The following is a 23,135-nucleotide window of genomic DNA, read 5'->3' as shown; positions in this document are numbered from 1 at the left end:
CTGTGCGGTAGTGCACTACGTTTGAAACTGTTCCAAATGGAACAGTTTCAAGTGGTCGTTAGTCGCGGGGTGCGCCCCCGACCGACCCGATCGATGGGAGAGTCACGATGGCCATGTCCGTCGCCGATACGCTCGCGGCCCGGGGTCTGGTGCCCACCGCGGCCGAACTGGAGAAGATCGAGGCCAAATGGGCGGAGATCTCCGCCCTGAAGAAAGACCTGGCGACCGTCGACATCGACGATGCCGACATCGCGCTGCGCAACCTCCCGGGCGGTGATCACGTTGAGTGACGAGCTGCTGACCAAATCCGCCGTCGAAGTCGGCGAACTGATCCGCACCCGCGAGATCTCGCCGGTCGACGTCACCCGACAGCTCCTCGACCACGCGCACGCCCTCAACGGCGAGGTCAACGCCTACGTCAGCTTCCGCGACGAGCAGGCACTCGCCGACGCCGAGCGCGCAGAGAAGGAGATCGCCGCGGGCGACCACCGCGGACCGTTCCACGGGGTGCCGATGGCACTCAAGGACAACCTGTACGTCGCCGGCGAGACGACGACCATGGCGTCGAAGATCCACCGCGACTTCGTGTCGGCCGACGACGCCACCGTCGTCGGCAGACTCCGCGACGCGGGCATCGTGCTCACCGGCAAGCTGAACATGCACGAGTACGCCTGGGGCATCGACAACAACAGCCCGCATTTCGGCGCCGTTCACAATCCGTGGGACCTCGACAAGGTCCCCGGCGGGTCGAGCGGCGGGTCGGGTGCGGCCGTCGCCGCCGACATGTCGTTCATCAGCCTCGGCACCGACACCGCGGGATCGATCAGAATCCCGTCGTCGGCGTGCGGGCTCGTCGGGCTCAAACCCACGCACGGTCGGGTCGCGAAGTACGGCTGCTACCCGCTGGCGTGGACGCTCGACCACATCGGACCGATGGCGAAGACCGTCGACGACGCCGCCGCGATGCTGCAGGCGATCGCCGGATTCGATCGTCGCGATCCGACGTCGGTCGACACCCCCGTCGGCGATTACCGCGGTGCACTCGGCGGCGATCCCGCGGGCCTGGTCATCGGCATCGAGGAGGACTACTTCTTCGCGAACGTCGACGCCGAGGTGGAACGCCTGGTCCGCGCGCGCATCGACGACCTCGTGAGCCGCGGCGCCACCGTCCGCAAGGTCAGCATCCCGGCACTGGCCTACTCGGAGTGGACCGAGCTGGCCACCAGCCTCTCGGAGGCGTCGGCCATCCATCACCGTGATCTCCAGCAGCGTCCGGAGGACTTCGGGGAGGACATCCGGTTCCTGTTCTACCTGGGCGAACTGTTCACCTCGGTGGACTACCTGCAGGCGCAGCAGGCACGCAGGCAGATCAAGCGCGACTTCGCCGCCGCCCTCGCCGACGTCGACGTCCTGATCGCGCCGACGCTGCCGGTGATGGCACCCGACATCGGGTCGGCGGTCGCCGACCTCAACGGATCGCCGGTCGACCTCGTCGACAACTTCATCCGGTTCACCGGACCCAGCAACCTCACCGGGTTGCCGGCGATGACGGTGCCCGCGGGCTGCAACGGGGATCTGCCGGTGGGCCTGCAGATCATCGGCAAGGCGTTCGACGAGGAGACCGTCCTGCGGGTCGGGCGCTACGTGGAGGAGTCCGACCCGATGGAAGGACGGCGGGCGCCGACCGGCGCCTGACCGGAGGTCCCGATGTCGAGTCTCGCGCTGGTCTTCGTCGGTGCCGTCCTCCTGAGCAACGGGCTGGTGTTCTTGGGGGCGATGTCGGCGAGGGCCGCGATCCCGATCAACCTGCTGGTCGGGGCGCTGCTGGTGGCGACCGCGCTGCTCGCGGCGATCCCGGCCGGCGCGGATCGGCTGACGGTGTTCGGGGCACTCGGGTTCGCCCTGTTCGGAATCACCTATCTCGTCGTGGGCGTCTCCACCCTGCTCGACGCCGAGGGTTCCGGGGTCGGCTGGTACTGCGGGTGGGCCGCGGTGATCGCCGCGGTGCTCGCCGGCGTCCACTTCGCGGCGGGCGATGCGAGGATCGCGTGGCTGTGGGTGTCGTGGATCGTCCTGTTCGCGGCGTTCTTCCTCGCGGCCGTCGGCGGCGGTGAACGGTTCGGCACGGGAGCGGGAGTCGTCGCGGTGATCCACTCCGTCACCACGGCGACGGTTCCGGGACTCCTGATGGTCGACGGCGCGTGGGACGACGTCCCGATCGTCGCCGTCGTCGCCGTCCAGCTTCTGGGCCTGGTGGGCTACGGTGCCGCAGTGATGCGCCCACGACTGGTCCCGCAGCCCGCGTGAGGGCTGCCGGCACGAGAACCCGACTTCCCGCGGCGGCTGCGATCGTCGCGGGAAGTCTGCTCGCGGCGCAGTCCGCGGACGAGGCGCTCGCGCTCGCTCAGCGACTCTGGCCGGTACTCCTGTTCGTCGCCGCGATGTCGGTGACGGTCAACCTGGCCGCGGCGGACGGGGCGTTCGACGCGATCGCGGGGCGTCTGGCCCGCAATCGGCCGGGTGTGCTCGCCACGTGGACCGGAGTGGTCGCCCTCGCGGTGGTGTCGACGGTGTTTCTGTCACTCGACACGACGGCCATCATGGTGACTCCGCTGGCGGTGGCCCTGGCCCGCCGTTCGGGCGCCGACGCGGTGGCGCTCGGTCTGGCCGTCGTCTGGATCGCCAACGTGGGTTCGCTGCTGTTGCCGGTGTCGAACCTGACCAACCTCATGGCCGTGGCGGGCGGATCGTTCCGCGGGACGGCCGACTACGTGGCCGTGATGTGGCGGCCCGCGCTGGTGGCGCTGCTGCTCGCGGTGGCGGCCGCGGCCGTGGTCACGCTGTGGTCGAGACGTCGACCGGCGACGGGACCGGGTCCGCTCGATCCCGGCTGGGTGCGGGAACCGGGCGGGGCGCCCGAACCCGACGGCGGGCACCGACCGACCGTGAGTCTCGTCGTCCTCGGCATCCTGCTCCCGGCTCTCGTCTCTCCGGTGCCGTACTGGCTGTCGGCCACGACGGCGGCGGCCGTCCTGACCGCCCGGGGGGCGTGGCGGACTCGGGGCCTGTCGGTCCGTCGTCGCACGACCGGTCTGCTCCGCCAGATCCCGTGGACGGCGCTCGCGCTGGTCACGACGCTGTCGGCGCTCGCCGCCGTCATTCACGCGGCGGGTGCCGACGACTGGATCGGAGCCTGGGTCGAGCGGAACGAGGGCGACGGGGGCGGGCTGATCGCCATCAGCGTGGTCGGCGCCGCGCTGGCGAACGTCGTCAACAACATCCCGGCGTTCCTCGCCCTCGATGTGGGATCCGGACACGGCGCGACCGCCGCACTGCTGGTGGGGGTCAACGCCGGACCGATCATCACGCCGTGGGCGTCACTGGCGACCCTGCTGTGGCACGACCAGCTGCGTCGCGCCGGCGTCACCGTGACGTGGCGGCGGTTCGTGGTTCTCGGCGCGCTCCTCGCTCCCGTCGTGGTCGTGGTGCCCGTGCTCACCCTCTGACCCGGTGGCGATCGGCCTACAGCGTCTCGATGACGTCGAAGTCGAAGACGTCGGCGCGGGCGATGTTGACCCGCTGCACCGCCTGATTCCCGTGGTAGCGGACCGTGCCGCGCGGCCCCTCGAGAACCAGCCCGTCGATGGCCGCGTCGAAGGCGGACGGGTCGAGGGAGTCCGGATCGCGCGAATGCGCTCCGCGGGCTCGCCGCACCAGTTCGACCAGGGTGTGGACGCCCTGATAGCACGACTGCGCCATGTTGTTGAGGGCCGGCGCCGCGACCCCGGCGGCGGCCACGTACCGGCCCAGGAAGTCGAGTGCGTCGGCGCTGGTCAGACTGCTGAAATACGACGCCGAGCAGTACAGGTTCTCGGTGGCGTCCGCGCCGCTGGCGAGCAGCATGTTCTCGTCCATCAGGGGGCTGTAGCGGGTGATCCGCGTCTGCAGACCGGCGGCGGCGAACGATCGGTTGAACGCGACGGCGTCCTGCCCCACGAGGAGCATGAGGACGGCGTCGCAGCCGCTGTGCGCCACGTCGAAGGGCAGCCGCGGATCGGTGCCCTCACCCATCTCGACGAAGGTGCTGCCGACGATCTCGATGTCGAGCGTCGACGCCGATCGGATGGTCTTCTCCATCGACAGCACCGGCCACATGTATCGCGCGCCGACCACGTGCCACCGCCGGATGCCGAGGTTGCGGCGCAGCCAGCTCATCGCGGGGAACACCTGCTGTTCGGGCGTCTCGCCGCTGCAGTACACCCCCGGTGCGTGTTCGCCGCCTTCGAACAGGGAGGTGTAGACGTAGGGGATCCGTCCGGCGAGGACGGGTGCGAGTCGCCGCCGGACCGATGAGATGTGCCAGCCGGTCACGGCGTCGAGGCGGCCATCGTCGACGAGGGCCGCGACCTCGGCGGCCACCTCGGCGGGCCGTCGGCCGCCGTCGACGTACACGATCTCGACCGGTCGACCGGCGACGCCGTCGACGGCGTTGAGCTCCTGCTCCACCATCTGACAGACCGCGATGCACGAGGGGCCGAAGATCCCGCCGGGACCCTGCAGGGGGATGACCATCCCGATCCGAAACCCCGATGCGGCAGCGCGCGATACCTGCGACATCACAGCTCCTCGACGAGGGTATGGGTCACATCCGGGGCTCAACGCGTCACATTTCACTCCCGCTGTCTCACTCTGTAGCGTATGGGGAGAATCGGGCCGAATCAATGGACAGGGGAGCGCGATGACCGATGCGGTGTTGCCGGCGTCGGGGACGACCACCGGCCTGGTCGTCGACCTGATCCGCGCTGCCGACGCCGCGTCGTCGATGCTGGCGTCCATCGGCGACCAGTTCGATCTGGCGGTCGACGACTGGCTGATCCTCGGGGTGCTCCGTGACGGCGAGGGACGATCGATGTCGGAGGTGTCGAGTCAGACGGTGGCCTCCGGCTCGTCGTTGACCCGCGCCGTCGACCGTCTCGTCAGTCGATCGCTCGTGTACCGGACCCCGGGTGTCGCCGACCGTCGCCGGGTGGAGGTGCGCATCAGCGACGCCGGCCGCGATCTGCACGATCAGATGGCCGCGCAGGTCGCCCGCCTCGAAGAGCTCGTCGCCGAGCGGCTCGGCGCCGACCGCGGCACCACCGCGCGCGCCCTGCGCCGGTTCGTCACCGTCTGACGCCCCGCGCCCACCCGGCCGGATACACTCATCGCTGATACGTCACGGTGTTCGGGAAGTCCGGTGAGATTCCGGCGCGGACTCGCCACTGTGAGCAGGTCCGACGGTCGTCGGGAGGGAGAGCCTCCGGCCACTGGGCGTCATGCCCGGGAAGGCACGATCGTCGGGAGCCCTGCTGAGCCAGGAGACCGGCCGTCGACGTACCCCGAGATTCCACGAGTATCTGGAAAGGGGGTCGCCCGTGCGTACCCTGAAGAAGTGGACAGCCCTTGCCGGCGCCGCGACATTACTGACCCTGTCGGCGTGCGGCGGCCAGGACGCCGCCGACGACTCCGACGCCGCCGTTCGGCTCGAGAACTGCGGCCGGACCGTCACCCTCTCGGCGCCCGCGTCGGCCGCGATCACCGTGAACCAGGGGGCCACCGAGTCGGCGCTCGCGATCGGTGCGCAGGGCCGGTTGACGGCGACCGCCTACCTCGACGATGAGATCGCGCCGCGCTGGGCCGACGCCTACTCGAAGATCGAGGTGCTCTCGCCGAAGTACCCCGACCGGGAGGTCGTCCTCGAGCGGCGTCCCGACCTCGTCGCGGCGTCGTACTCCTCGGCATTCGACGACAAGGAGCTCGGGACTCGCCAAGAACTCGCCGACCTCGGGATCGCCACCTACGTCTCGCCGTTCGGCTGCGAGGAGAAGGCCGACCGCGCCGCGACGTCGTGGGATTCGGTGGCGCAGGAGACCAGCGACTACGGCGTGCTGTTCGGGCTCGAGAAGCAGGCCGCGGACGTCAACGACGCCATGCGCCGCACGCTCGCCGACCTGAAGACGAAGAACGCGGGTGCCGGGAAGAGCATCATGTGGTGGGACGCCAAGACCGACAGTCCGTCGGTCGGCGGCCGGTCGGGCGGACCGCAACTCGTCATGGACGCCGTCGGCGCGACCAACGCCTTCGGGCATCTCGACGGGAACTGGGCGACCACCGGGTGGGAGGACGTCCTGAAAGCCGACCCCGATGTCATCGTCCTGATCGACGCCTCGGCGCACTCGGCCGACGTCAAGCGGAAGTACATCGAGTCCGACCCGGCGCTCAAGGACCTGACGGCAGTCAAGAACGGCGCGTTCGTCGTGATCCCGTTCTCGGAGAGCACCCCCGGGGCGCGGATGATCGACGGCGCGGTCAGACTCTCCGACGCGCTCGCGAAGTAGCGGCGTCGTGCTCGCACGCGTGCGCGGCACGCCGACGCTGATCGTGTGGATCGTCGGACTCACCGGCCTCCTGGTGATCAGCGTGATGCTCGGCGTGGTCATCGGCTCGGCCGAGCTGTCGCTGGGGACCGTCGCCCGAGCGGTCGGCAGCCGCCTCGGCCTGGTCGGCGGCGTCGACGTCCTCGACGAGCACATCGTCGTCGACCTGCGCCTGCCGCGCGTGGTCGGTGCCGCGGTGATCGGCGCCGGCCTGGCCGTGTGCGGTGCGGTGCTGCAGTCGCTCACCGGGAATCCGCTCGCCGACCCGTACATCCTCGGGATGTCGGGCGGCGCCTCGCTCGGCGCGGTGCTCGTGTTGAGCACGGGCCTCGGGATGGGTGCGATCGCCGGGAGCTCGGTGGTGTCGCTCGCGGCGTTCGTCGGCGCACTCGGTGCGCTGCTGCTGGTGTTCGCGATCGCCGTGACCCGCGGCGGGGTCCTGATGCCGAACCGACTCATCCTCGGCGGTGTGGCCGTCGGGCAGCTCGCCGCCGCCGCCACCTCGGCGCTGGTGTACTTCGGGCCGCACGGCACGGCCGATCTCGTGCTGAACTGGTCGCTGGGCTCGGTGGCCGGGATCCGCTGGAACAGCCTCGCCCTCACCGGTGTGATCACGGTGGCGGTGGTGGGTGCGGTGCTGCTGTATTCCCGGAGCCTGGACGCCTTCGCGTTCGGTGAGCGCGCCGCAGCCAGCCTCGGCACCCACGTCGTCCGCACCCGGTGGATCCTCTACACGCTGGTGTCCCTGTGCACCGCGGTGCTGGTGGCGGTGTCGGGGATCGTCGGATTCGTCGGCCTGGTGGTGCCGCACGTCGCCCGCTTCCTGGTGGGGCCGCTGCACGCGCGGATGCTGCCGATCTCGATCCTCGTCGGCGCGCTCATCGTCATGTGGTCGGACGTCGTCGGCCGCAGTCTGGTGACGGGGCGGGAGCTGCCGCTGAGTCTGGTGACCGCCGCGCTCGGCGTGCCCGCATTCGTCTGGCTCCTGCGGACCCGGAGCGGCGTGCGATGACCGTCGAGGTGCGCGGGGTGGACTTCGCCCGCGAGACGAACCACATCCTCCGTGACATCTCGTGCACGGCGCCCGCGGGAGCGTTCACGGGGATCATCGGCCCGAACGGGTCCGGGAAGTCGACCCTGCTGTCGATGATCACGCGCTGGCAGCGCCCCGACCGCGGCTCTGTGCTGCTCGACGGGCACGACGTCCGCGGCATTCCGCGCCGCCGATTCGCCCGCACCGTGGCCGAAGTGGAGCAGCATTCGGAGACCGTGCTGGACCTGACCGTCGAACAGATCGTGGAGTTGGGCACCATCCCGCATTCGACGGGCTGGGGGCGGCCGCTCGGCGAACCGTCGGACGACGTGGAGCGGGCGCTCGACGCCCTGCGCCTCACCGGGCTGCGACATCGCCCGTGGCATACGCTCTCGGGCGGGGAGCGGCAGAAGGCGCAGGTGGCTCGCGCTCTGGCACAGCGGCCGGAAGTCCTGGTGCTCGACGAGCCGACCAACCATCTCGACGTCTCGGCCGGTCTGCAGTTGCTCGACCTCACCCGGGGGCTCGGGCTGACGGTGGTCGCCGCGATCCACGACCTGCAGTTGGCGGCGATGTACTGCGACCACCTCGTGGTCCTCGACCGCGGCGCGGTCCGCGCCGCGGGACCGCCGACGCAGGTGCTGACCGTCGACCTCCTCGCCGAGGTGTACGGCGTGCGGGCACAGGTGGACGTCCACCCGGCCACCGGCGGGCCCCTCGTGGTGCTGTGCGGCGTCGCCGACCGGGCCGACCCGACCGAGAGGGGGTGTGCCGATGAGTGACATCGACTGGGTGATCCTCACCGCGCCGACCAACCGCGGAGCCGACCCGGCCGCCGAACTGTCGGCCGCCGTCGCCGCGCTCGAGAAGCGGCGCCGCGACGTCCGGGTTCGCGTCGCCGTCCTCGGCGGCGGCGCGCCCACCATCACCGACGCACTCGACGAAGCGGCGGACTCCGGTGCGCGCCGGGTGATGGTGCTCAGCGGGCAGACGGTCGCCGACCGCTCGATGGACGCCTGGTTCCGGCGCGTCATCGGGCACTGGCTCCGGGGCCGCCCCGCCGACGTCGACGACCCGGAGGTCGTCATCGGTCCGTCGCTGTGCGACACCGAGGCGTACGCAGACCTCGTCGATCGGGCCGTCGCCGAGGGCGGAGTGCCGGCCCGGTCGACCACGGCACCGCTGGTGTCGCCGGCGTGGGAGTCGGTGCCCGGCTTCACCCGACACGTGCTGATCTGTCGCGGGCCGCGGTGTGCGGCCCGCGGCTCCGGCGAGACCGCGGAGGCGCTCAAGCGCGAGCTGATCCGTGAGGAGCTGGGTGACGACGACGTCCTCGTCACGCACACGGGCTGCATGTTCCCGTGCGTTCAGGCGCCCGTGGTCGCCGTGTACCCCGATGACGTCTGGTACGCCGGTCTCGACGCCGACCGGGTGCCCGAGATGGTGCGACATCATCTACGCGACGGGGAACCGGTAACCCGCTGGCTGGGTCGGCGAACGCCGCGTTGAGGCGGACGGCGGGCGCGACCACGTACATTCATCACCGGAGTCCACCAGGTGCCGCCGACGCGCCGACGGCCGACGATCCCGACGAAGGAGACTCATGGCGAGCCGAGTCGTTCGATTGACGAGTGTGCTCGCGGCCGCGGCCGCGACCACGGCGGTCCTCGCCGGATGCGGCGACGGTTCCGAGCCGGCGGGTGAGGGCCCGAGCGGCCGCGCCGCGGTCGATCTGGTGCTCGACGACGGGGCGCTGCCCTCCGGGTACGCGGTCGCGACGCTGGGCAAGGATCAGATGCAGCAGATCCTCGACCAGATGGTCGATTCGACGAAGGGCGTCGAGGTGGACCCGGAGCGGTGCCGTCTCGACGGCTCGGTGCCCGAGAAGGCCGACACCGCCGACGCCGGCCTGATGGTCGCGACCGGTCACGGATTGGCCGTCAGCGAATCGGTGGAGGTGGCCGCCGACACCGCCGACGGCGGTGACCTGGACGCCGCGCGGGCGATCGTCACCGACCCGCGGTGCGAGACGGTGACGGTGAAGGTCGCGGCGGGCCCCATCAAGGATTCCCGGGTCTCGATGACGACGACGGTGCTCGACGTGCCGCGCGGTGAGGCGGCCGCCGTCCTCGCCGTCAAGCGGGTCACGCGCACCGAGAACGGTGCCCGCACCGGGGAGCGGACCGTGCTGAGCGGCCGCGCGGTGGTCAAGGGGTACGCCGTGACCGTCGAGATGTCGCCCCTCGACGGTGAGGCGGGCGCCGCCGACGTCGATGAGGACGCCTTCGCGGCGGTGCTCGCGGCGGCGATCTCCGAGGTCGCCGCTCGCGCGTGACGACGACAGACGGACGCCCCTCCCGGTGGGATGGACGCCCGTCTGTGTCAGGGTGCCGCCCGGATCAGGATGTCGCCCTGATCAGCGTTCGGCTCAGCGCGCGCACTTCCTGGCCGGGTACTTCGTGACGTAGTTCATGACGCCGATGCCGCGACCGTCGTCGGGCGTCGAGATGCCGAAGCTGATGCAGCCGCCGTCGCGAGCGGCCTCATCGGCGTACCGCTGGATGGTCCGACCCCACATCGGGTTGTAGATGAAGTTCGGGATCGCGGGGAACGCGGCGATCGCGTTGCCGAGGCCGTTGTGGGCGACGAACACGCTCTGCGAGTGCGTCAACGTCAAGCCGTGATCGGTGTAGCGGTACACCTTCGCGTCGGCCGGGCCGGCGCCGACCGTCGCCGCCGCGATGCCCGCCGTGAGTGCGAGTCCGGCGGCTGCCCCGATTCCCCGTGCCGCGATCCCCCGTGCGGCGATTCCTCTCGTTCGGCTGCCCCCGGTTCTCTGAGAGACCTGTGTGCCGGTCGTCGATGCCATGAGATTCCCCCTTGATGGTCGATTGGTCGTATGACGGATCTTCGCACATTCGACGGACGGATCGAATGACCCGAAACGAATCGTGATCAGGGTGTTTAGCCGCCGTGCCAAGGTTTTCTTCGGCGGGGTGCGCGGACACGATGCGGCACCCGAATGATCGTGATCACCGGGGATCGTTCACTATGGACGCATTCGAGTGTTGACTCGACCGGTTCGCGAAGGGAGCGCACAGAGCGCATGGGCATCATCAAGAAGACGGTCGCGGCTGCCGCGGCGATGGCGGCACTGACGATCACCGTCGGTTGCTCGCAGGAAGACGGTCACGCGCAGAAGGAGGGGGCGGCCGGTACGTCCGCCGATCCGTCGCGCGTGGATTCGCTGGTACTCGACGCCGCCGACTTCCCGTCCGGCTACGAGGTGATGGAGATCCCCGCCGACAAGATGCAGGAGATCGCCGACAGCGTGCTGACCGGAACGAAGTCGGCGAAGGTGACGCCGGCGTCGTGCATGCAGATGAGCGCCATTCCGGATGACATCGACATCTCCAAGGTCGGTATGCGCATGGCGAGCAAGCAGCTCGCCGTCCTCACCGAGACCGTGGTCGCCGAAGACCAGCAGCTGGCGACCGTCCGCAAGCAGGTCGAAGGCGAGTGCAAGCAGATGACCGTGGAGATCACCGAGGGTCCCGCCGCCGGCGCCAAGGGGAAGGTCACCTCGTCGGTCGTCGACTCGCCCGCCACCGAGGGACGCGATGCGATCGTCGTCCAGCAGAACACCGAGATGTCGGTGCAGGGACAGCGCGTCGAGACGAAGACCGTGGTGGGATACGCCGTGGTCGACGGTTACACCGTCACCGTTCAGGCTGCGAACTCCTCGGGCGGCAACCCCGACGTCAGCGCCTTCGACGAGCTCTTCACCAAGGCGATCGAGAAGGTCGAGAAGCAGACCGCGTAACGCGGTCCGGGCTCGATCCGAAGAGGGTGAGGCGACGATGAGAACGCGCAGGTCCGCGGTCGCGGTGGGGATCGCGACGCTGGCGGTCACCGCAGGCTGTTCCGCCGAGCGCGGGACCGCGCACGAGGCCGCCGCGCCGGGGGCGGCCGATCCCGCCCGCGTGCAGTCCCTCGTGCTGTCGGCCGATGACTTCCCGGCCGACTATGACGTGACCGAGATGTCCGACGACGAGCGGAAGGCGATCGTCGACGGTCTGCGTGCGGGGACGACGACCACGACGATCAGCCCGGCGTCGTGCATGCAGGTCCGTGCCCTGCCCGAGGACGATGTCACCGACATCGGGATGCGGATGGCCACGAAGCGACGCGCGTCGATCTCCGAGACCGTGACCGTGGCCGACCTCGACCTGGACGCACTCCGGAAGAGGGTTGACGGCGAGTGCGCGACGATGACCGTGAGAATCACCGAGGGTGCGGCCGCGGGATCGACCGGGACCACCGTGTCGTCGGTGATCGACTCACCGGTGACTCGGGGTCGTGATGCGCTCGTGGTGCGTCAGGACAGCGAGATCTCGACGCCTGGCCCGGCGGTCACGACGACGACGGTCGTCGGCTACGCGCCGGTCAACGGCTACGCCGTGATCGTGCAGGCGTTGAACACCGCCGGTGACGAGCCCGACCGCGACACCTTCGACGAGCTGTTCGCCGAGGCGATCGAGAAGGTCGAGGAGCAGACCGCGTAACGCGGTCCGGGCTCGATCCGAAGGGCGACGCGATGAGAATGCGCAGGGCCGCCGCGATCGCCGTCTCGCTCGCGGCGCTGACGAGCACCGTCGGCTGCACGACGACGGCCGGGACCGCCCGGAAGGCGCCCGGCGCCGGGCCCGCCGATCCCGCACGCGTGCACTCCCTGGTGCTGTCGGCGGACGAACTGCCCGCCGGGTACGAGGTCATGGAGATCACGGCCGACGACCTGCGGGAGACCACCGGAGCCATCCTGGACGGCAGGAGATCGGCGAAGATCAGCCCGTCCTCGTGCATGCAGGTGAGCGCCATCCCGTCCGACATCGACTTCTCGTCGATCGGTCTGCGGATCGCGACGGCGCAGACCGCGACGCTCGCGGAGACCGTGACGGTGCAGGACCAGGATCTCGACGTCCTGCGCACGCGGGTCAGCGGCGAGTGCGCCACGATGACCGTGGAGCTCACCGAGGGCCCCGGTGCCGGAACGAGGAGCGAGGTCACGTCGTCGGTGGTCGACTCGCCGGTCACCGACGGCCGCGATGCGCTCGTGATCGAGCAGACCACCTCCGCATCGGTGCGGGGGCGGCGGGTGACGAGAACCTCCCTCACCGGGTACGCCCTGATCAACGGGTACACCGTGAGCATGCAGGTGTCGGACTCGGTCGGCGGCCACCTCGAGCCGAGCACCTTCGACGACGCGTTCGCCGCGGCGATGGAGAAGGTCGAGAAGCAGACCGGGTAGGCGGGCGCGGTGAAAGCCCGAGGTCGGTGTCACCAGATCGCCCAGGACCAGCACCACGGAGCGGCCTCGACCGGCCCAGGGCTGCAGGATCCCTCTGCAGCAGCGACGGTTCTGCGGCGACGGGAACGCGAAAGTGCCGATCCAGGCCCTCGGCGTCGGACGTCACCATGGACTTCCGAACACGTTCCGAATACGATTGGCGTATGACCACCACACCATTCCGCACCACCACGCGTCGCTCCTCGGACCTGAGTAAGCACTCCGCCGAGGTGTTCGCTGAGGCGGAGGATCACCCGGTGACCGTGACTCGGCGCGACGGCGAGGATCTGGTGCTGATGTCCCGGCGTCACGTCGAGAGTCGAAACCGCATGCTGGAGTTTGCAGCACAGCTGATTGGCGTGGCAGTCGACGACAACGGACCCCTCGCCGACCGGATGGCGAACGCGTTCCCGTGGATGCTCGCGCTGTCGGTGAAAGATCGGGAGACCTGCGCGCAGGACCTCGTCGACGCCGCGCGTGCCTCATTCTTCACCGACCAGCCACATCGCGTGCTCGCAGAGTTGACGTCTTGGCGCGAGACGGCGACCTCGCTCGCCGCCGGCCTCGGCCAGGCTGATGTCGAATGGCTCGATGACGACGATGCTGCCGCGGTCGAGCGCCCGTAGTCGTGGGCAGGCAAGACGAGACTGTCCCTCGGCCAACGAAGAAGTCTGAGTACGCGATCAGATTCGCATCGGCTGGCGCCAAGAAGGGATGGAGGGACCTCGCGGCGACGATTCGCGGCCCACTTGCCGACACCTGGGATTTCCTCACCCGCACGCCGACTCGAGAGACTCCAACGGTGTTCCTGGAGCAGGTGCACACCAACCATCCGAACGAGACCAAATAGCTGTCGGCGCGACGTCGTGAGAGCGGCTTCACGATCGAGCAGATCGCCACGGACTTCGGTATCAGCGAAGCGACGTTGCAGAACTGGCTCCGCCAAGCCGACGCCGAGGAAGGCAACCGCCCTGGCCCGCCGGTGGTCGATGATCACGTGCAGCGCGTGTTCCGCGCTGACGCGCCGAACCGGGTGTGGCTGACGGCCTAAACCGAAATTGTCACCATTTCGTTACTCACGCCGCACCGATGTCGTCGGCCTGTCTGTGGCGCCACCGGAGAACGCGATCGTGTTGTGCACGCGACACTAGATGACGCCGAGCGCGTTCATCGCGTCGGCCACCTTGACGAAGCCGGCGACGTTCGCGCCGAGGATGTAGTTCCCCGGCTCGTCGTACTCATCGGCCGTGGTGAGGCAGTTGTGGTGCAGAGTCCGCATGATGCTGCTCAGCCGGTCCTCGGCGTACTGGAAGCTCCAGGAGTCACGCGAGGCGTTCTGCTGCATCTCCAGCGCACTCGTGGCCACGCCGCCGGCGTTGGCGGCCTTGCCGGGCGCGAAGCGGACGCCGGCCGACTGGAGCACCTTGATGGCCTCCGGGGTGGTCGGCATGTTGGCGCCCTCGGCGACGATCTGGCATCCGTTGCGGACCAGAGCGGTCGCGTCGTCCTCATCGAGCTCGTTCTGCGTCGCACACGGCAGGGCGATGTCGGCCGGGAAGTTCCACAGGCTGCCCTCGGTGACCAGCTTGGTGCCGTTGCCGCGGAGCTCGACGTACTCGCTGAGACGACCGCGGCGCACCTGCTTGACCTCCTTGAGCAGATCGAGGTCGATGCCCTTCTCGTCGACCACGTAACCGGTCGAGTCCGAGCAGGCGATCACGGTGCCGCCGAGTTCGTGGATCTTCTCGATCGCGTAGGTGGCGACATTGCCCGACCCGGAGACGAGAACCTTCTTGCCGTCGAACGACTCGCCCTTCGACTTGAGCATCTCGTCGACGAAGAACACCGCGCCGTAGCCGGTGGCCTCCGGCCGCACCTGGGAGCCGCCCCACGACAGGCCCTTGCCGGTGAGAACACCCGACTCGTAGCGGTTGGTGATCCGCTTGTACTGGCCGAACAGGTAGCCGATCTCGCGGCCGCCGACACCGATGTCGCCGGCCGGCACGTCGGTGTACTCACCGATGTGCCGGTACAGCTCGGTCATGAACGACTGGCAGAACCGCATGATCTCCAGATCGGAGCGACCCTTGGGGTCGAAGTCCGAGCCGCCCTTGCCGCCGCCGATCGGGAGGCCGGTGAGGGCGTTCTTGAAGATCTGCTCGAAGCCCAGGAACTTGACGATCGACAGGTTCACCGACGGGTGGAACCGCAGCCCGCCCTTGTAGGGGCCGAGAGCCGAGTTGAACTCGACGCGGAATCCGCGGTTGATCTGCACCTGGCCGTCGTCGTCGGTCCACGGCACCCGGAAGATGATCTGGCGCTCCGGCTCGCACATGCGGGTGAGCACGTCCTGGTACTCCGGATGCTTGGCCATCACGGGGCTGAGCGACTCGAAGACCTCCTGAACCGCTTGCTGGAACTCGGGCTCGCCGGGGTTGCGGTGGATCACCGTGTCGTAGCAGCCCTGCAGCGAGCTGTCCCATGCGGTCATGTGTCGTACTCCCAACTGGTGTGCGGGCGCGAGCGCAGCTCGGCGCACACCGAAAAACTGTGGTTCACGGGGGTGATTTCCTCGATCACTCTATCGACGCGGCCCTCCGCCGCTGAAACCGCCGTCCTACTTTGTGGGATTGCCCACGCCCCCGGCGGTACGTGACGCACCAGCGTACGGGGCATTTCGGTCGATCACGCCCGTCGCGCAGCGGGGGTGCTCGCGCGGCGGAGAGAAACCGCCGACGACGCCCACGCACGGTGTGGGCGTCGTCGGCTGCGAACGAGGGCGATCAGAGGCGGGTCGTCTTGCCGTACGAGTAGTACACGTAGACGCCGGTGTCGGTGGTGACCGAGATCTTGGCGAACGGGCGGACCGAGATCGGTCCGACGGCGTTCGAGACGTTCATCTCGACGCCCGACAGCACGATGTCCGCGGTGGGCTTCACCAGGGCGATCTTGGCCAGCGAGACCGTCGTGATCTTGCCTGCGGCGACCTCGAACTCCAGATCCGCGGAGGGGATGACGGTGGCCTCCGCGCCGAGCTCGCCGCCGACCTCGCCGATCGAGCCGCCGCCGCCGGTGCCGTCGATCGTCACGTCGGGCTTCAGTTTGGCGTTCACACCCGCGGTCAGCTTCAGATCGGGGGTGTGGGCGGTGACCTTCACGCCGCCGGGTGCCAGCGAGACGGGGTAGCCGACCTGGTAGCCGACCTCCAGCGTGGCGCGAACCTTCTTGCCCTCGATGCCCGTCAGCGCGGTGTGGACGTTCGACGACAGACGCGCCTCGCCGGACAGGGGCGAACCGTCGAGCGGCGGGATCTTCTTGGCGGAGAGCTGTGCGGTGCTCAGCTCGATCGTCACGCCCTCGCGGGTGTGGTGGGTGGCGGCCGCTGCGGTGCTCGGCACCAGCGCCACGGTGGTGAAGGCCGCGGCTGCGACCGCGAACAGAGTGGTCAAACGCTTCTTCATGGTGTCCCCGACTGGTTGATGATGGGAGGAGATGCGCCGATGATCGGCGACGTTTCCACGGTAGGGAGGCGATGTTTGCAGATTCAATAAATCCCCGTGAACATTGGCGACACTGCTGGTGAAAGGCCTGAAAAGGTTTTCCGGACCGGATAAACCAACCGCCGGACCGGTGCCGGGGAGGACGTGACCGCGGCCGATTCGGCGACTCCGGTAGCTTCATTGCCGTGACCCCTGCTCAGCCGGAGAGCGAGTTCGGTCCGGCGCTCGCGCGATTGTTCGTTCAAGCCGGTCGTCCCAAGCTGCGCACGGTCACCGAGCAGATGTCGCGGGCGGGGCTCGCGGAGTACACGCCCCAGCGGATCAGCGACTGGCGCAACGGCAGGCACGTCCCCAAGGACTATGAGACCGTCGCGCCGTTGATCATGTGGCTCACCCGGCGGGCGCTCGACAACGGCGCCGACGACCTCATCTCCCTCCCCGAGTGGCGGGAACTGTGGCAACGCCACCACGATCCGGCGTCGGCGGGACCGTCGCGAACCCTGGCGAGCCCCTTCCCCGGCCTCGCGTCGATGGGCGCCGACGACAGGGACCGATACTTCGGCCGAGGTGACACCATCGACACGTTGGTCGGGCTCCTCGACCGCGCCCGACAGTCGTCGGACAACCGCGTCGTCATCGTGACCGGCGTGTCCGGTGCCGGGAAGTCGTCACTGCTCGGCGCCGGTCTGGCCCGAGCCGCCGCCCCGTGGAACACGCCCCTGGCGCTGCGAGCCGCGGAGGTGGCGCAGAGCCCGACCGAAGATCCGGGTGCCGTGGTCGTCATCGACCAGTTCGAGGAGGTCTTCGCCCTCGACGCGGAGCAGCGGCGCGACGTGCTCGACGCCGTGGAACGGATGTCGACGGCGGGCACCGTGGTGGTGCTCGGCATCCGCGCCGACTTCTTCGGCGCCTGCGTGGAGATCCCGATGCTCGCCTCGGCGTGGCAGGACAGGTCGATGATCGTCGCCGAGATGACAGACGACCAGTTGCGCGAGGTCATCACCGAACCGGTGCGGTTGGCGGGCGGCCGGATCGACGCGGGTCTGGTGGACCTGATGATCGACGATCTGCACCAGACGGCCGGAGTGGGCGACCGTGCCGGGCGATTGCCGCTGTTGGCCCATGCGCTCCGGGTCACGTGGGCTCGCCGCACCGCCAACCGTCTCACCGTCGCGTCGTATCGGGCGGCGGGCGGAATCACCTCCGCGCTCGCCGACACGGCCGAGGAGACGTGGCGCGACCTGGACGTCGCCGACCACCCCGAGGCCCGGGCGGTGCTGCTGGCACTGGTCCAGTTCGGACCGCACCGCACGGTGATGCGCGGATCGGTGGCGCCCACGGAGATCGCCACGCGGTTCCCCGTCGCCGGCCGCCGCATCGTCGACGCCTTCGCCGATGCGCGCCTGCTGACGGTGAGCGGCACCCGCGTGATGTTCATCCACGACGCCGTCATGACGTCGTGGCCGCGGATGGCGGAGTGGATCGCCGAGGACGCCGATCTGCTGCAGTGGCGGCAGCAGCTCGAAGCCGACAGCACCGCGTGGGAGCAGGGCGGTCGCCGCGCCGACTACCTCTACAGCGGGACTCGGCTGGCCGCGGCGATGGAGAACCGTCGCGACCTGGGCGAGTACCGGCAGAGTCTGCTGCCCGCGGGCGCCGCGGACTTCCTCGACGCGGCCGAACGGCAGGCGCGGCTGCGTCGCCGACTCCGGATCGGCGCCGTCGCCCTGGTCGTCATCCTCGGTCTCGCGTCGGCGATCACGGCCGTCATCGCCACCCGCCAGTCCGCCGACCTCACCGAGCAGCGCAACCGCGCCGAATACTCGGCCCTGATGTCGAGCATCGACGGCCTCGTCCGGTCCGATCCGTCGCTCGCGGCACGGTTGTTGGCCGTCGCCGAGCATCACTATCCCGACGATCTCGGGGTCCGCAGCGGACTGCTCGCGGCGGCGACGACACCGCTGGCGCAACGGCTCGACGGACACTCCGCCGGCGTCTTCGACGTCACGTTCTCCGCCGACGGCCGGGTGATGGCGACGGGGGCCAACGACCGGACGGCCCGACTGTGGGTGCGGGCGTCCCGGCATCACGATCCGGAGTCGGGCGCGACGCCGCCGTTCCGTCCGGCGGCGGTCCTCGGCGGTTTCGCCGACTACGTGACCTCCGCGACGATCGATCCGTCGGGCACCACGCTGGCGGCGGCGAGCGGTGACGGCACCATCCGGGTGTGGAATGTGGCCGACGTCGACGCCCCGCGTCTCCTCGGCGTGCTCCGACCCGGTGCGGGGACGGTCTACCTCACCCGCTTCAGTCCGTCGGGTCGGCACCTGGTGACCAGTTCGGACAACGGGACGGCCGTCGTCTACTCCGTCGACGGCGTGCATCCGCCTCGACAGACCGCGGTGCTGCGCGGACACACCGGCGCTGTCCGCACGCTGGCGTACAGCGTCGACGGGACGATGCTCGCGACCGGCTCCGAGGATCAGACGGTCCGGTTGTGGCGGGATGCCGACACCGACACCCCGCGGCCGGCCGGTGAGCCGCTGCGCGGCTTCCCGAGCATCGCTCACGGTCTGGCGTTCCTGCCGGGCGACCGGACGCTGGCCGTCACCGGCGACAGCGGTGACGTGCAGATGTGGGATGTGTCCGATCCGGCGCGGGCGCAACGACTCGTCGGGGCGCTTCCGGGTGCCACCGGCCCGTCGTGGTCGCTGTCCGCGTCACCGTCGCAGCCCCTGCTTGCGCAGGCGTCGATGGACGGATCGGTGCACGTCTGGAACGTGACCGACCCGGGCGATCCGTTGCCCCTGTGGGATCTGGAGAAGTCGGCGGCGCCCGGCGCCGTCCGGATGCTGACCACCGAGTTCTCCCCGGACGGTCACACTCTGGCCGTCGGTCGCGGTGACGGCGGCGTCGACATCTGGCATTTCCCGGACACGGCGCTCATCGATCGCGGCGCCTCCGACACCGGGGTGGCCCTCAGCTCGCGCGGCGACCTCCTGTTGACCACGGGGACCGACGCCCGCCTCAAACTCTGGACCCGTGACGACGGGTCGTGGCGGTCGCGCGGCTCGGTGGGACTGGAGAAGCGCGCCAACACCCGTCCCCGCGTCGCGATCTCCGCGGACGGCAGGGTGGCGGTCACCGCCAACAACAACGGCGGCCTGCTGGAGGTGTGGGACGTCTCCGATCGTGACCGGCCGAGACGGGCGGGCGAGATCCGCGTCGACACCCGGTACACGTCGGCGCTCGCGTTCGCGCCGGGCACGTCGACCCTGGCCGCGGGTGTCGATGATCGAACCGTCGGACTGTGGGATCTGAGCGATCCGGCGGCGCCGGCTCGGATGGGGCCCGTCTTCTCCGGGCCCGGCGACCTCATCCGGAGCACCGCGTTCTCGCCGAACGGTCGGCGGCTGGTGGTGACGTCCGACGACGGGAAGGCGTACCTGTACCAGACCGCGGGGTCGGGACGACCGTCGTCTGTCGTCACGGCCGGTGACGCGGTGCGGTCGGCGCTCTTCGCTGACGACGGCGATCACCTGGTGGTGGCCGCGGGGGGACTGTCGGTGTGGGACGTCGAGACCGGCGGTGAACCGGAGAAGGTGGCGGACCTGCCGAATCAGCATGCGGAGGCGCTGGGCCGATCCGGGGATCGGTTGTACGTGGTCACCGGGACTCGCGAGGTCGCGGAGTTCGAGCTCGGGGACGACGGATCACTGATCGCGGGCCCCACCGTGTCGCCGCTGCTCGGCGGCTCCCGTTCGACGGCGTCGATGTGGGTGATCCCGACGAACACGGGGGCGAACGACGACTATCCGGTGACCGGTGACGGGTCGGGCGTCCTGTACCTGCAGCCGACCGATCGGGAGGCCGGACGGCGCTGGATCTGCGCGTCGACCGACGAACTCACCGACGATCAGCGTGACCGGTACCTGGGCAGCATGTCCGGCACGGATGGATGCTGAGAAGCCGAGGACGTCGGGGCGCGCCCGGTGATGGTCTCGGCCGTCAGGGACGCAGGCGGGGTTCGCGCCGCGGCGCCTTCTCGCTGACGAACAGCCGCAGCAGGTCGGCCTCGTTGGACACCAGAAACGCCGGACCCGGCACACCCCAGACGTCGCGCAGGGCGCGCTGGGCGGCCATCGCGGCGGCGTCGACCGACCGGCGGGGGAATTCGATGATGGACGTCTGGTCGCGCAGTCCTCGCCATCCGGCCGCTTCGAGCAGCCCGCGCCGCGCGATGCTCTCCGGTGGGAACGGGTACAGGTCGCGGTCTTCGACGGTCAGTCGCAGCCGGTGGTGGCCGGTGTGCGTGAAGGTGATGCTCGGCTGCGGCCCGAAGATCTCGGTCCACAGCGACAGCACGACCATCGGCCGGTCCGGGCGCATCTGATCGAGTCGATCACCGAGTTCACAGCGGAAGCGGAACCAGCTGCGGTCGACGGCGTCGTCGAATGCGGCCTCGGAGAAGGCGTCGGTTGTCTGGACCATCGGGACCTCCCTGCCTCGCTGGCCTCACGGTAACAGCGACCACCGACGATTCGGGGAGATCCGGATCGGGCCGGAATCCGTGCGGCGTCAGACCCTCGCCGGCTGGTCGGCCTCATGCCGGACCTCGGTCCGGTCGCGGCGCAGGGCCGCCGACCGGCGAGACACCGCGACGGCGATGGCGGCGATCGCCGCGATCGCACCGACGACGCCGATGGCGACGGCGGGCGCCCAGATGTCCGACGGCGAGGCCGAGTCGAAGGTGAGCAGGCCGGCGACCAGGCCCAGCGCCACCGCGACGACGAGGGCGAACGCGGCGACCAGGCCGAGTCCGATGCTCACCAGACCGGCGCGGCGGTCGAGGTCCTCGCCGATGAAGCCGGCGGGGCGCTCATCGGTGTAGTGCTGCGACCAGATGTGCACGTCGGCGGCGTGGCCGAGGTGCTCCCAGCCGTTCTCCTCCCGGAAGCGGAAGTAGTCGATCGGCGCGGGCATCGCGCGCCGCTCCACGGTGTAGCGGACCTGTGCCGGAGCCGATTCGGTGAAGCGCATGCGCACCGTGCTGGCCGGACCGAAGTCGGTCAGCACCCGGCCGTCGGCGGCCTGCTTCTCGAGCCACTGCTCGAGGGCGGCGGGGGACGGGTGGCGAAGCGGTGCGAACCACGTGGTCGAGCTCATGGGAAACCTCCGAACCGAGCTGCTTGCGGAACCTTTTGACTCCAGTGTTCCCGCGCGGTCGGGCGCCCGGCAAGGATTATGAGACTGAACTCACCAAATGTCTCTCGACGCAGGTGAGTGACATCACGTCAGTGACGGCCGCCGGGCCGCTACGACGTCTCCGTCGGCGATTCGACCGGGGACTCGGGAGTGCTCTCGACCGGCTCGCTCGACTCGGGCTCGGTCGGGGGACTCGTCTCGGGGGTGCTCTCCGGGACGGTGCGGGTGCGCCACGTCGCGGCCGTCACGGCGATCGCGGTCCCGCCGATCGGGGTCAGGCTCCAGACTCCGTCCGCGGTGTCGGACTCCACCGCCGACGTCCCCAGGTCGGCGACGGCGACCTCGCGGTCCACCTCGTCCGAACAGGTCAACGCCACGGTCGCCGAGTCATCGGCATCGGGGACGGTGCAGGTCACGGTCGTGTCATCGATCCGGAACTCGAGGGTGTCGATGATGTCACCGGTCCCGGTGAACTCGGTCCGCGCGGGGGCGGGCGGCTCGGAGGACGACGGGCTCGACGGGGCGGACGGGTCACCGGGGACGTCGGGCCGATCGGTCGGGGAGACGTCCGGACGGTCCGTGCCGGAGGGGTCGGCCGGAGCCTCGGGATCGTCACCCAGATCGGCCCGGGCCGGCGTGCGGTTGGCCAGCATCGGATCGGGCAGGGTGAGTCCTTCGGGCGGCGGCGGAAGAACCAGCCCGCTCGCGAGCGCCTCGCGGAGCGCACCGGAGGCCAGGTCGACCACCTGGATCGGGGCCGGCGGTGCGGGGTCGGTCGGCGCCGGCCGGTTCACGACCGTGACGGTGCTTCCGACGGTGGTGACGTGGACGCCGCCCGTCGCGACGCGCGTCGTTCGAGGCGCAGCGAAACCGTTCCACGGCGTGCCGACGATGCGGTAGCCGCCGGCCGGAGCCGACGACGGCGGTAGGAGCGGGTTTCCGCACGAGCAGACCACGCGGGGAACGCCGGCGGCGTCGACGAAGACGGGTGTCCCGGTCTGCAGGACGCTCTGCAGCGGGTAGGCGGTGCCGCTGCGGTAGGTGTGGTTGGTGACCCAGGTGTCCCGGGTGAGGACCACCGGGTACAGGGTGTTGAGATACCACGGGATGTCGATGCGGCGAATGCCGAAGACACTCGCCCAGGCGTCGCCCGCACCGGGGTCCCGCTCGAGGTAGTCGCGCAGGGCGCCCGCGTTGCAGGACGCCGTCGCTCCGGCCGCGTAGAGACCCGGCAGGGAGCCGTTCACCATGCGGGCGCCTTCGAATGCGGCCGACTGACCGCCGGCGGCCGGTGTGCTCTCGACGGCCAGCGCCACCGACGGGGTGAACGGGTCGGGTCCCACCTCGGCCGCCGACCGAAGCGTCAGCGACGGCAGCAGCTGCTCACCGGTCTTCTTCGAGTACAGCGCCACGGCGCCGAGCCCCACGATCACAGCGAGGATCGCGATGATCGCGGCCAACAGCCACGTGATCCGGCGCCGGTTGCGGCGAACGGTCATCGCGGCGGCCCCATGGGGATTCGAACCGTGGGGATTCGAACCGAACGGGGACGGGCCGGGCATCATGGGACCGGTCGGCGGCTGAAAGGACATCGTCTCTCCTCGTCATGCCGGGGCGCGGCACCATGCGGACAC

Annotated in this window: 23 protein-coding genes and 1 riboswitch; of the genes, 16 read left to right on the top strand and 7 right to left on the bottom strand. The window is 69.9% G+C overall.

Annotated elements, in window-relative coordinates; genetic code table 11:
* Nucleotides 1-113: 113 nt before the first annotated feature.
* The 4 genes from G528_RS0108320 to G528_RS0108305 are packed head-to-tail and all read left to right on the top strand — an operon-like array spanning nt 114 to nt 3,506.
* A complete protein-coding gene (locus G528_RS0108320; RefSeq protein ID WP_245569722.1) occupies nt 114-290 on the top strand; it encodes a hypothetical protein in 177 nt (58 codons plus the stop codon).
* Nucleotides 283-1,695, top strand: coding sequence for an amidase (locus G528_RS0108315; protein ID WP_026918572.1), 1,413 nt, complete (start codon nt 283-285; stop codon nt 1,693-1,695). Before G528_RS0108320 ends, G528_RS0108315 begins: the two co-directional genes overlap by 8 nt.
* A gap of 12 nt (nt 1,696-1,707) precedes the next feature.
* Complete coding sequence (locus tag G528_RS0108310; RefSeq protein WP_026918571.1) at nt 1,708-2,307, top strand: AmiS/UreI family transporter; 600 nt, start codon at nt 1,708-1,710, stop codon at nt 2,305-2,307.
* A complete protein-coding gene (locus G528_RS0108305; RefSeq protein WP_026918570.1) occupies nt 2,304-3,506 on the top strand; it encodes an ArsB/NhaD family transporter in 1,203 nt (400 codons plus the stop codon). Before G528_RS0108310 ends, G528_RS0108305 begins: the two co-directional genes overlap by 4 nt.
* Before the next feature lie 16 nt (nt 3,507-3,522).
* On the opposite strand, the gene G528_RS0108300 is transcribed toward G528_RS0108305, so the two are convergent.
* Nucleotides 3,523-4,617, bottom strand: coding sequence for a substrate-binding domain-containing protein (locus G528_RS0108300; protein WP_026918569.1), 1,095 nt, complete (start codon nt 4,615-4,617; stop codon nt 3,523-3,525).
* Nucleotides 4,618-4,738: 121 nt separating this feature from the next.
* On the opposite strand from G528_RS0108300, the gene G528_RS16875 reads away from it, so the two are divergent.
* The 6 genes from G528_RS16875 to G528_RS0108270 all read left to right on the top strand — a co-directional run bounded on the left by G528_RS16875 (nt 4,739) and on the right by G528_RS0108270 (nt 9,784).
* Nucleotides 4,739-5,173, top strand: coding sequence for a MarR family winged helix-turn-helix transcriptional regulator (locus G528_RS16875; RefSeq protein ID WP_051198510.1), 435 nt, complete (start codon nt 4,739-4,741; stop codon nt 5,171-5,173).
* Nucleotides 5,174-5,201: 28 nt separating this feature from the next.
* Nucleotides 5,202-5,385, top strand: a riboswitch (cobalamin riboswitch).
* Nucleotides 5,386-5,414: 29 nt separating this feature from the next.
* A complete protein-coding gene (locus G528_RS0108290; protein ID WP_026918568.1) occupies nt 5,415-6,377 on the top strand; it encodes an ABC transporter substrate-binding protein in 963 nt (320 codons plus the stop codon).
* A 7-nt stretch (nt 6,378-6,384) separates the two neighbouring features.
* Nucleotides 6,385-7,428 carry a FecCD family ABC transporter permease gene (locus tag G528_RS0108285; protein WP_035719387.1) on the top strand — a complete coding sequence of 348 codons (1,044 nt, stop codon included), beginning with the start codon at nt 6,385-6,387 and terminating at the stop codon, nt 7,426-7,428.
* Nucleotides 7,425-8,231: an ABC transporter ATP-binding protein gene (locus G528_RS0108280; protein WP_035719384.1), complete on the top strand. Its 807-nt coding sequence runs from the start codon at nt 7,425-7,427 to the stop codon at nt 8,229-8,231. The genes G528_RS0108285 and G528_RS0108280 overlap by 4 nt, the downstream gene beginning before the upstream one ends.
* Complete coding sequence (locus G528_RS0108275) at nt 8,224-8,958, top strand: (2Fe-2S) ferredoxin domain-containing protein (RefSeq protein ID WP_026918565.1); 735 nt, start codon at nt 8,224-8,226, stop codon at nt 8,956-8,958. The genes G528_RS0108280 and G528_RS0108275 overlap by 8 nt, the downstream gene beginning before the upstream one ends.
* Nucleotides 8,959-9,052: 94 nt before the next feature.
* Nucleotides 9,053-9,784: a hypothetical protein gene (locus tag G528_RS0108270; RefSeq protein WP_026918564.1), complete on the top strand. Its 732-nt coding sequence runs from the start codon at nt 9,053-9,055 to the stop codon at nt 9,782-9,784.
* 93 nt (nt 9,785-9,877) lie between these two features.
* Here G528_RS0108270 and G528_RS0108265 read toward each other — a convergent pair whose 3' ends face one another.
* Nucleotides 9,878-10,318 (bottom strand): hypothetical protein, encoded by a 441-nt coding sequence (locus G528_RS0108265; protein WP_026918563.1) that lies wholly within the window; start codon nt 10,316-10,318, stop codon nt 9,878-9,880.
* Between the two features lie 237 nt (nt 10,319-10,555).
* Between G528_RS0108265 and G528_RS0108260 the strand changes: the two genes are divergently transcribed.
* The 5 genes from G528_RS0108260 (at nt 10,556) to G528_RS18875 (ending at nt 13,847) form a co-directional block, all read left to right on the top strand.
* On the top strand, nt 10,556-11,272 hold the full coding sequence (locus G528_RS0108260) for a hypothetical protein (protein WP_026918562.1): 717 nt from the start codon (nt 10,556-10,558) through the stop codon (nt 11,270-11,272).
* 37 nt (nt 11,273-11,309) lie between these two features.
* Nucleotides 11,310-12,014 (top strand): hypothetical protein, encoded by a 705-nt coding sequence (locus G528_RS16870; RefSeq protein WP_051198506.1) that lies wholly within the window; start codon nt 11,310-11,312, stop codon nt 12,012-12,014.
* Between the two features lie 32 nt (nt 12,015-12,046).
* Complete coding sequence (locus G528_RS0108250) at nt 12,047-12,757, top strand: hypothetical protein (RefSeq protein WP_156890393.1); 711 nt, start codon at nt 12,047-12,049, stop codon at nt 12,755-12,757.
* Nucleotides 12,758-12,960: 203 nt separating this feature from the next.
* Nucleotides 12,961-13,422, top strand: coding sequence for a type II toxin-antitoxin system Phd/YefM family antitoxin (locus G528_RS0108245; protein ID WP_026918560.1), 462 nt, complete (start codon nt 12,961-12,963; stop codon nt 13,420-13,422).
* A gap of 224 nt (nt 13,423-13,646) precedes the next feature.
* Nucleotides 13,647-13,847 carry a helix-turn-helix domain-containing protein gene (locus G528_RS18875; protein WP_084638111.1) on the top strand — a complete coding sequence of 67 codons (201 nt, stop codon included), beginning with the start codon at nt 13,647-13,649 and terminating at the stop codon, nt 13,845-13,847.
* 96 nt (nt 13,848-13,943) lie between these two features.
* Here the strand turns inward: G528_RS18875 and gdhA are convergent, their stop codons facing one another.
* Together gdhA and G528_RS0108235 are read right to left on the bottom strand one after the other, a co-directional pair.
* Nucleotides 13,944-15,287, bottom strand: coding sequence for an NADP-specific glutamate dehydrogenase (gene gdhA, locus G528_RS0108240; RefSeq protein ID WP_026918559.1), 1,344 nt, complete (start codon nt 15,285-15,287; stop codon nt 13,944-13,946).
* A 292-nt stretch (nt 15,288-15,579) separates the two neighbouring features.
* Nucleotides 15,580-16,257, bottom strand: a complete 678-nt coding sequence (locus tag G528_RS0108235; protein ID WP_026918558.1) for an MspA family porin — start codon at nt 16,255-16,257, stop codon at nt 15,580-15,582.
* A 224-nt stretch (nt 16,258-16,481) separates the two neighbouring features.
* Between G528_RS0108235 and G528_RS0108230 the strand changes: the two genes are divergently transcribed.
* On the top strand, nt 16,482-20,261 hold the full coding sequence (locus G528_RS0108230) for a WD40 repeat domain-containing protein (RefSeq protein WP_026918557.1): 3,780 nt from the start codon (nt 16,482-16,484) through the stop codon (nt 20,259-20,261).
* Nucleotides 20,262-20,304: 43 nt separating this feature from the next.
* Here the strand turns inward: G528_RS0108230 and G528_RS0108225 are convergent, their stop codons facing one another.
* From G528_RS0108225 to G528_RS16865, 3 genes are all read right to left on the bottom strand, one after another.
* Complete coding sequence (locus G528_RS0108225) at nt 20,305-20,787, bottom strand: TY-Chap domain-containing protein (RefSeq protein WP_026918556.1); 483 nt, start codon at nt 20,785-20,787, stop codon at nt 20,305-20,307.
* Between the two features lie 87 nt (nt 20,788-20,874).
* Nucleotides 20,875-21,462: a DUF2812 domain-containing protein gene (locus G528_RS0108220; RefSeq protein ID WP_026918555.1), complete on the bottom strand. Its 588-nt coding sequence runs from the start codon at nt 21,460-21,462 to the stop codon at nt 20,875-20,877.
* A gap of 149 nt (nt 21,463-21,611) precedes the next feature.
* Nucleotides 21,612-23,000, bottom strand: a complete 1,389-nt coding sequence (locus tag G528_RS16865; RefSeq protein ID WP_051198504.1) for a DUF6777 domain-containing protein — start codon at nt 22,998-23,000, stop codon at nt 21,612-21,614.
* Nucleotides 23,001-23,135 lie beyond the last annotated feature (135 nt).

Source organism: Gordonia shandongensis DSM 45094 (assembly GCF_000423025.1).
In the GTDB taxonomy this organism is placed as follows: domain Bacteria; phylum Actinomycetota; class Actinomycetes; order Mycobacteriales; family Mycobacteriaceae; genus Gordonia; species Gordonia shandongensis.
Note: the sequence above shows the minus strand (reverse complement) of the source record. Positions and strands in the feature narration are given on the sequence as shown.

Coding starts and splice junctions, on each gene's coding strand:
- G528_RS16875 (WP_051198510.1), top strand. CDS start 4,739: ATGACCGATGCGGTGTTGCCGGCGTCGGGGACGACCACCGGCCTGGTC.
- G528_RS0108275 (WP_026918565.1), top strand. CDS start 8,224: ATGAGTGACATCGACTGGGTGATCCTCACCGCGCCGACCAACCGCGGA.
- G528_RS0108280 (WP_035719384.1), top strand. CDS start 7,425: ATGACCGTCGAGGTGCGCGGGGTGGACTTCGCCCGCGAGACGAACCAC.
- G528_RS0108245 (WP_026918560.1), top strand. CDS start 12,961: ATGACCACCACACCATTCCGCACCACCACGCGTCGCTCCTCGGACCTG.
- G528_RS0108265 (WP_026918563.1), bottom strand. CDS start 10,318: ATGGCATCGACGACCGGCACACAGGTCTCTCAGAGAACCGGGGGCAGC.
- G528_RS0108310 (WP_026918571.1), top strand. CDS start 1,708: ATGTCGAGTCTCGCGCTGGTCTTCGTCGGTGCCGTCCTCCTGAGCAAC.
- G528_RS16870 (WP_051198506.1), top strand. CDS start 11,310: ATGAGAACGCGCAGGTCCGCGGTCGCGGTGGGGATCGCGACGCTGGCG.
- G528_RS0108320 (WP_245569722.1), top strand. CDS start 114: ATGTCCGTCGCCGATACGCTCGCGGCCCGGGGTCTGGTGCCCACCGCG.
- G528_RS0108270 (WP_026918564.1), top strand. CDS start 9,053: ATGGCGAGCCGAGTCGTTCGATTGACGAGTGTGCTCGCGGCCGCGGCC.
- G528_RS0108250 (WP_156890393.1), top strand. CDS start 12,047: ATGAGAATGCGCAGGGCCGCCGCGATCGCCGTCTCGCTCGCGGCGCTG.
- G528_RS0108300 (WP_026918569.1), bottom strand. CDS start 4,617: ATGTCGCAGGTATCGCGCGCTGCCGCATCGGGGTTTCGGATCGGGATG.
- G528_RS0108220 (WP_026918555.1), bottom strand. CDS start 21,462: ATGAGCTCGACCACGTGGTTCGCACCGCTTCGCCACCCGTCCCCCGCC.
- G528_RS16865 (WP_051198504.1), bottom strand. CDS start 23,000: ATGACCGTTCGCCGCAACCGGCGCCGGATCACGTGGCTGTTGGCCGCG.
- G528_RS0108225 (WP_026918556.1), bottom strand. CDS start 20,787: ATGGTCCAGACAACCGACGCCTTCTCCGAGGCCGCATTCGACGACGCC.
- gdhA (WP_026918559.1), bottom strand. CDS start 15,287: ATGACCGCATGGGACAGCTCGCTGCAGGGCTGCTACGACACGGTGATC.
- G528_RS0108260 (WP_026918562.1), top strand. CDS start 10,556: ATGGGCATCATCAAGAAGACGGTCGCGGCTGCCGCGGCGATGGCGGCA.
- G528_RS0108235 (WP_026918558.1), bottom strand. CDS start 16,257: ATGAAGAAGCGTTTGACCACTCTGTTCGCGGTCGCAGCCGCGGCCTTC.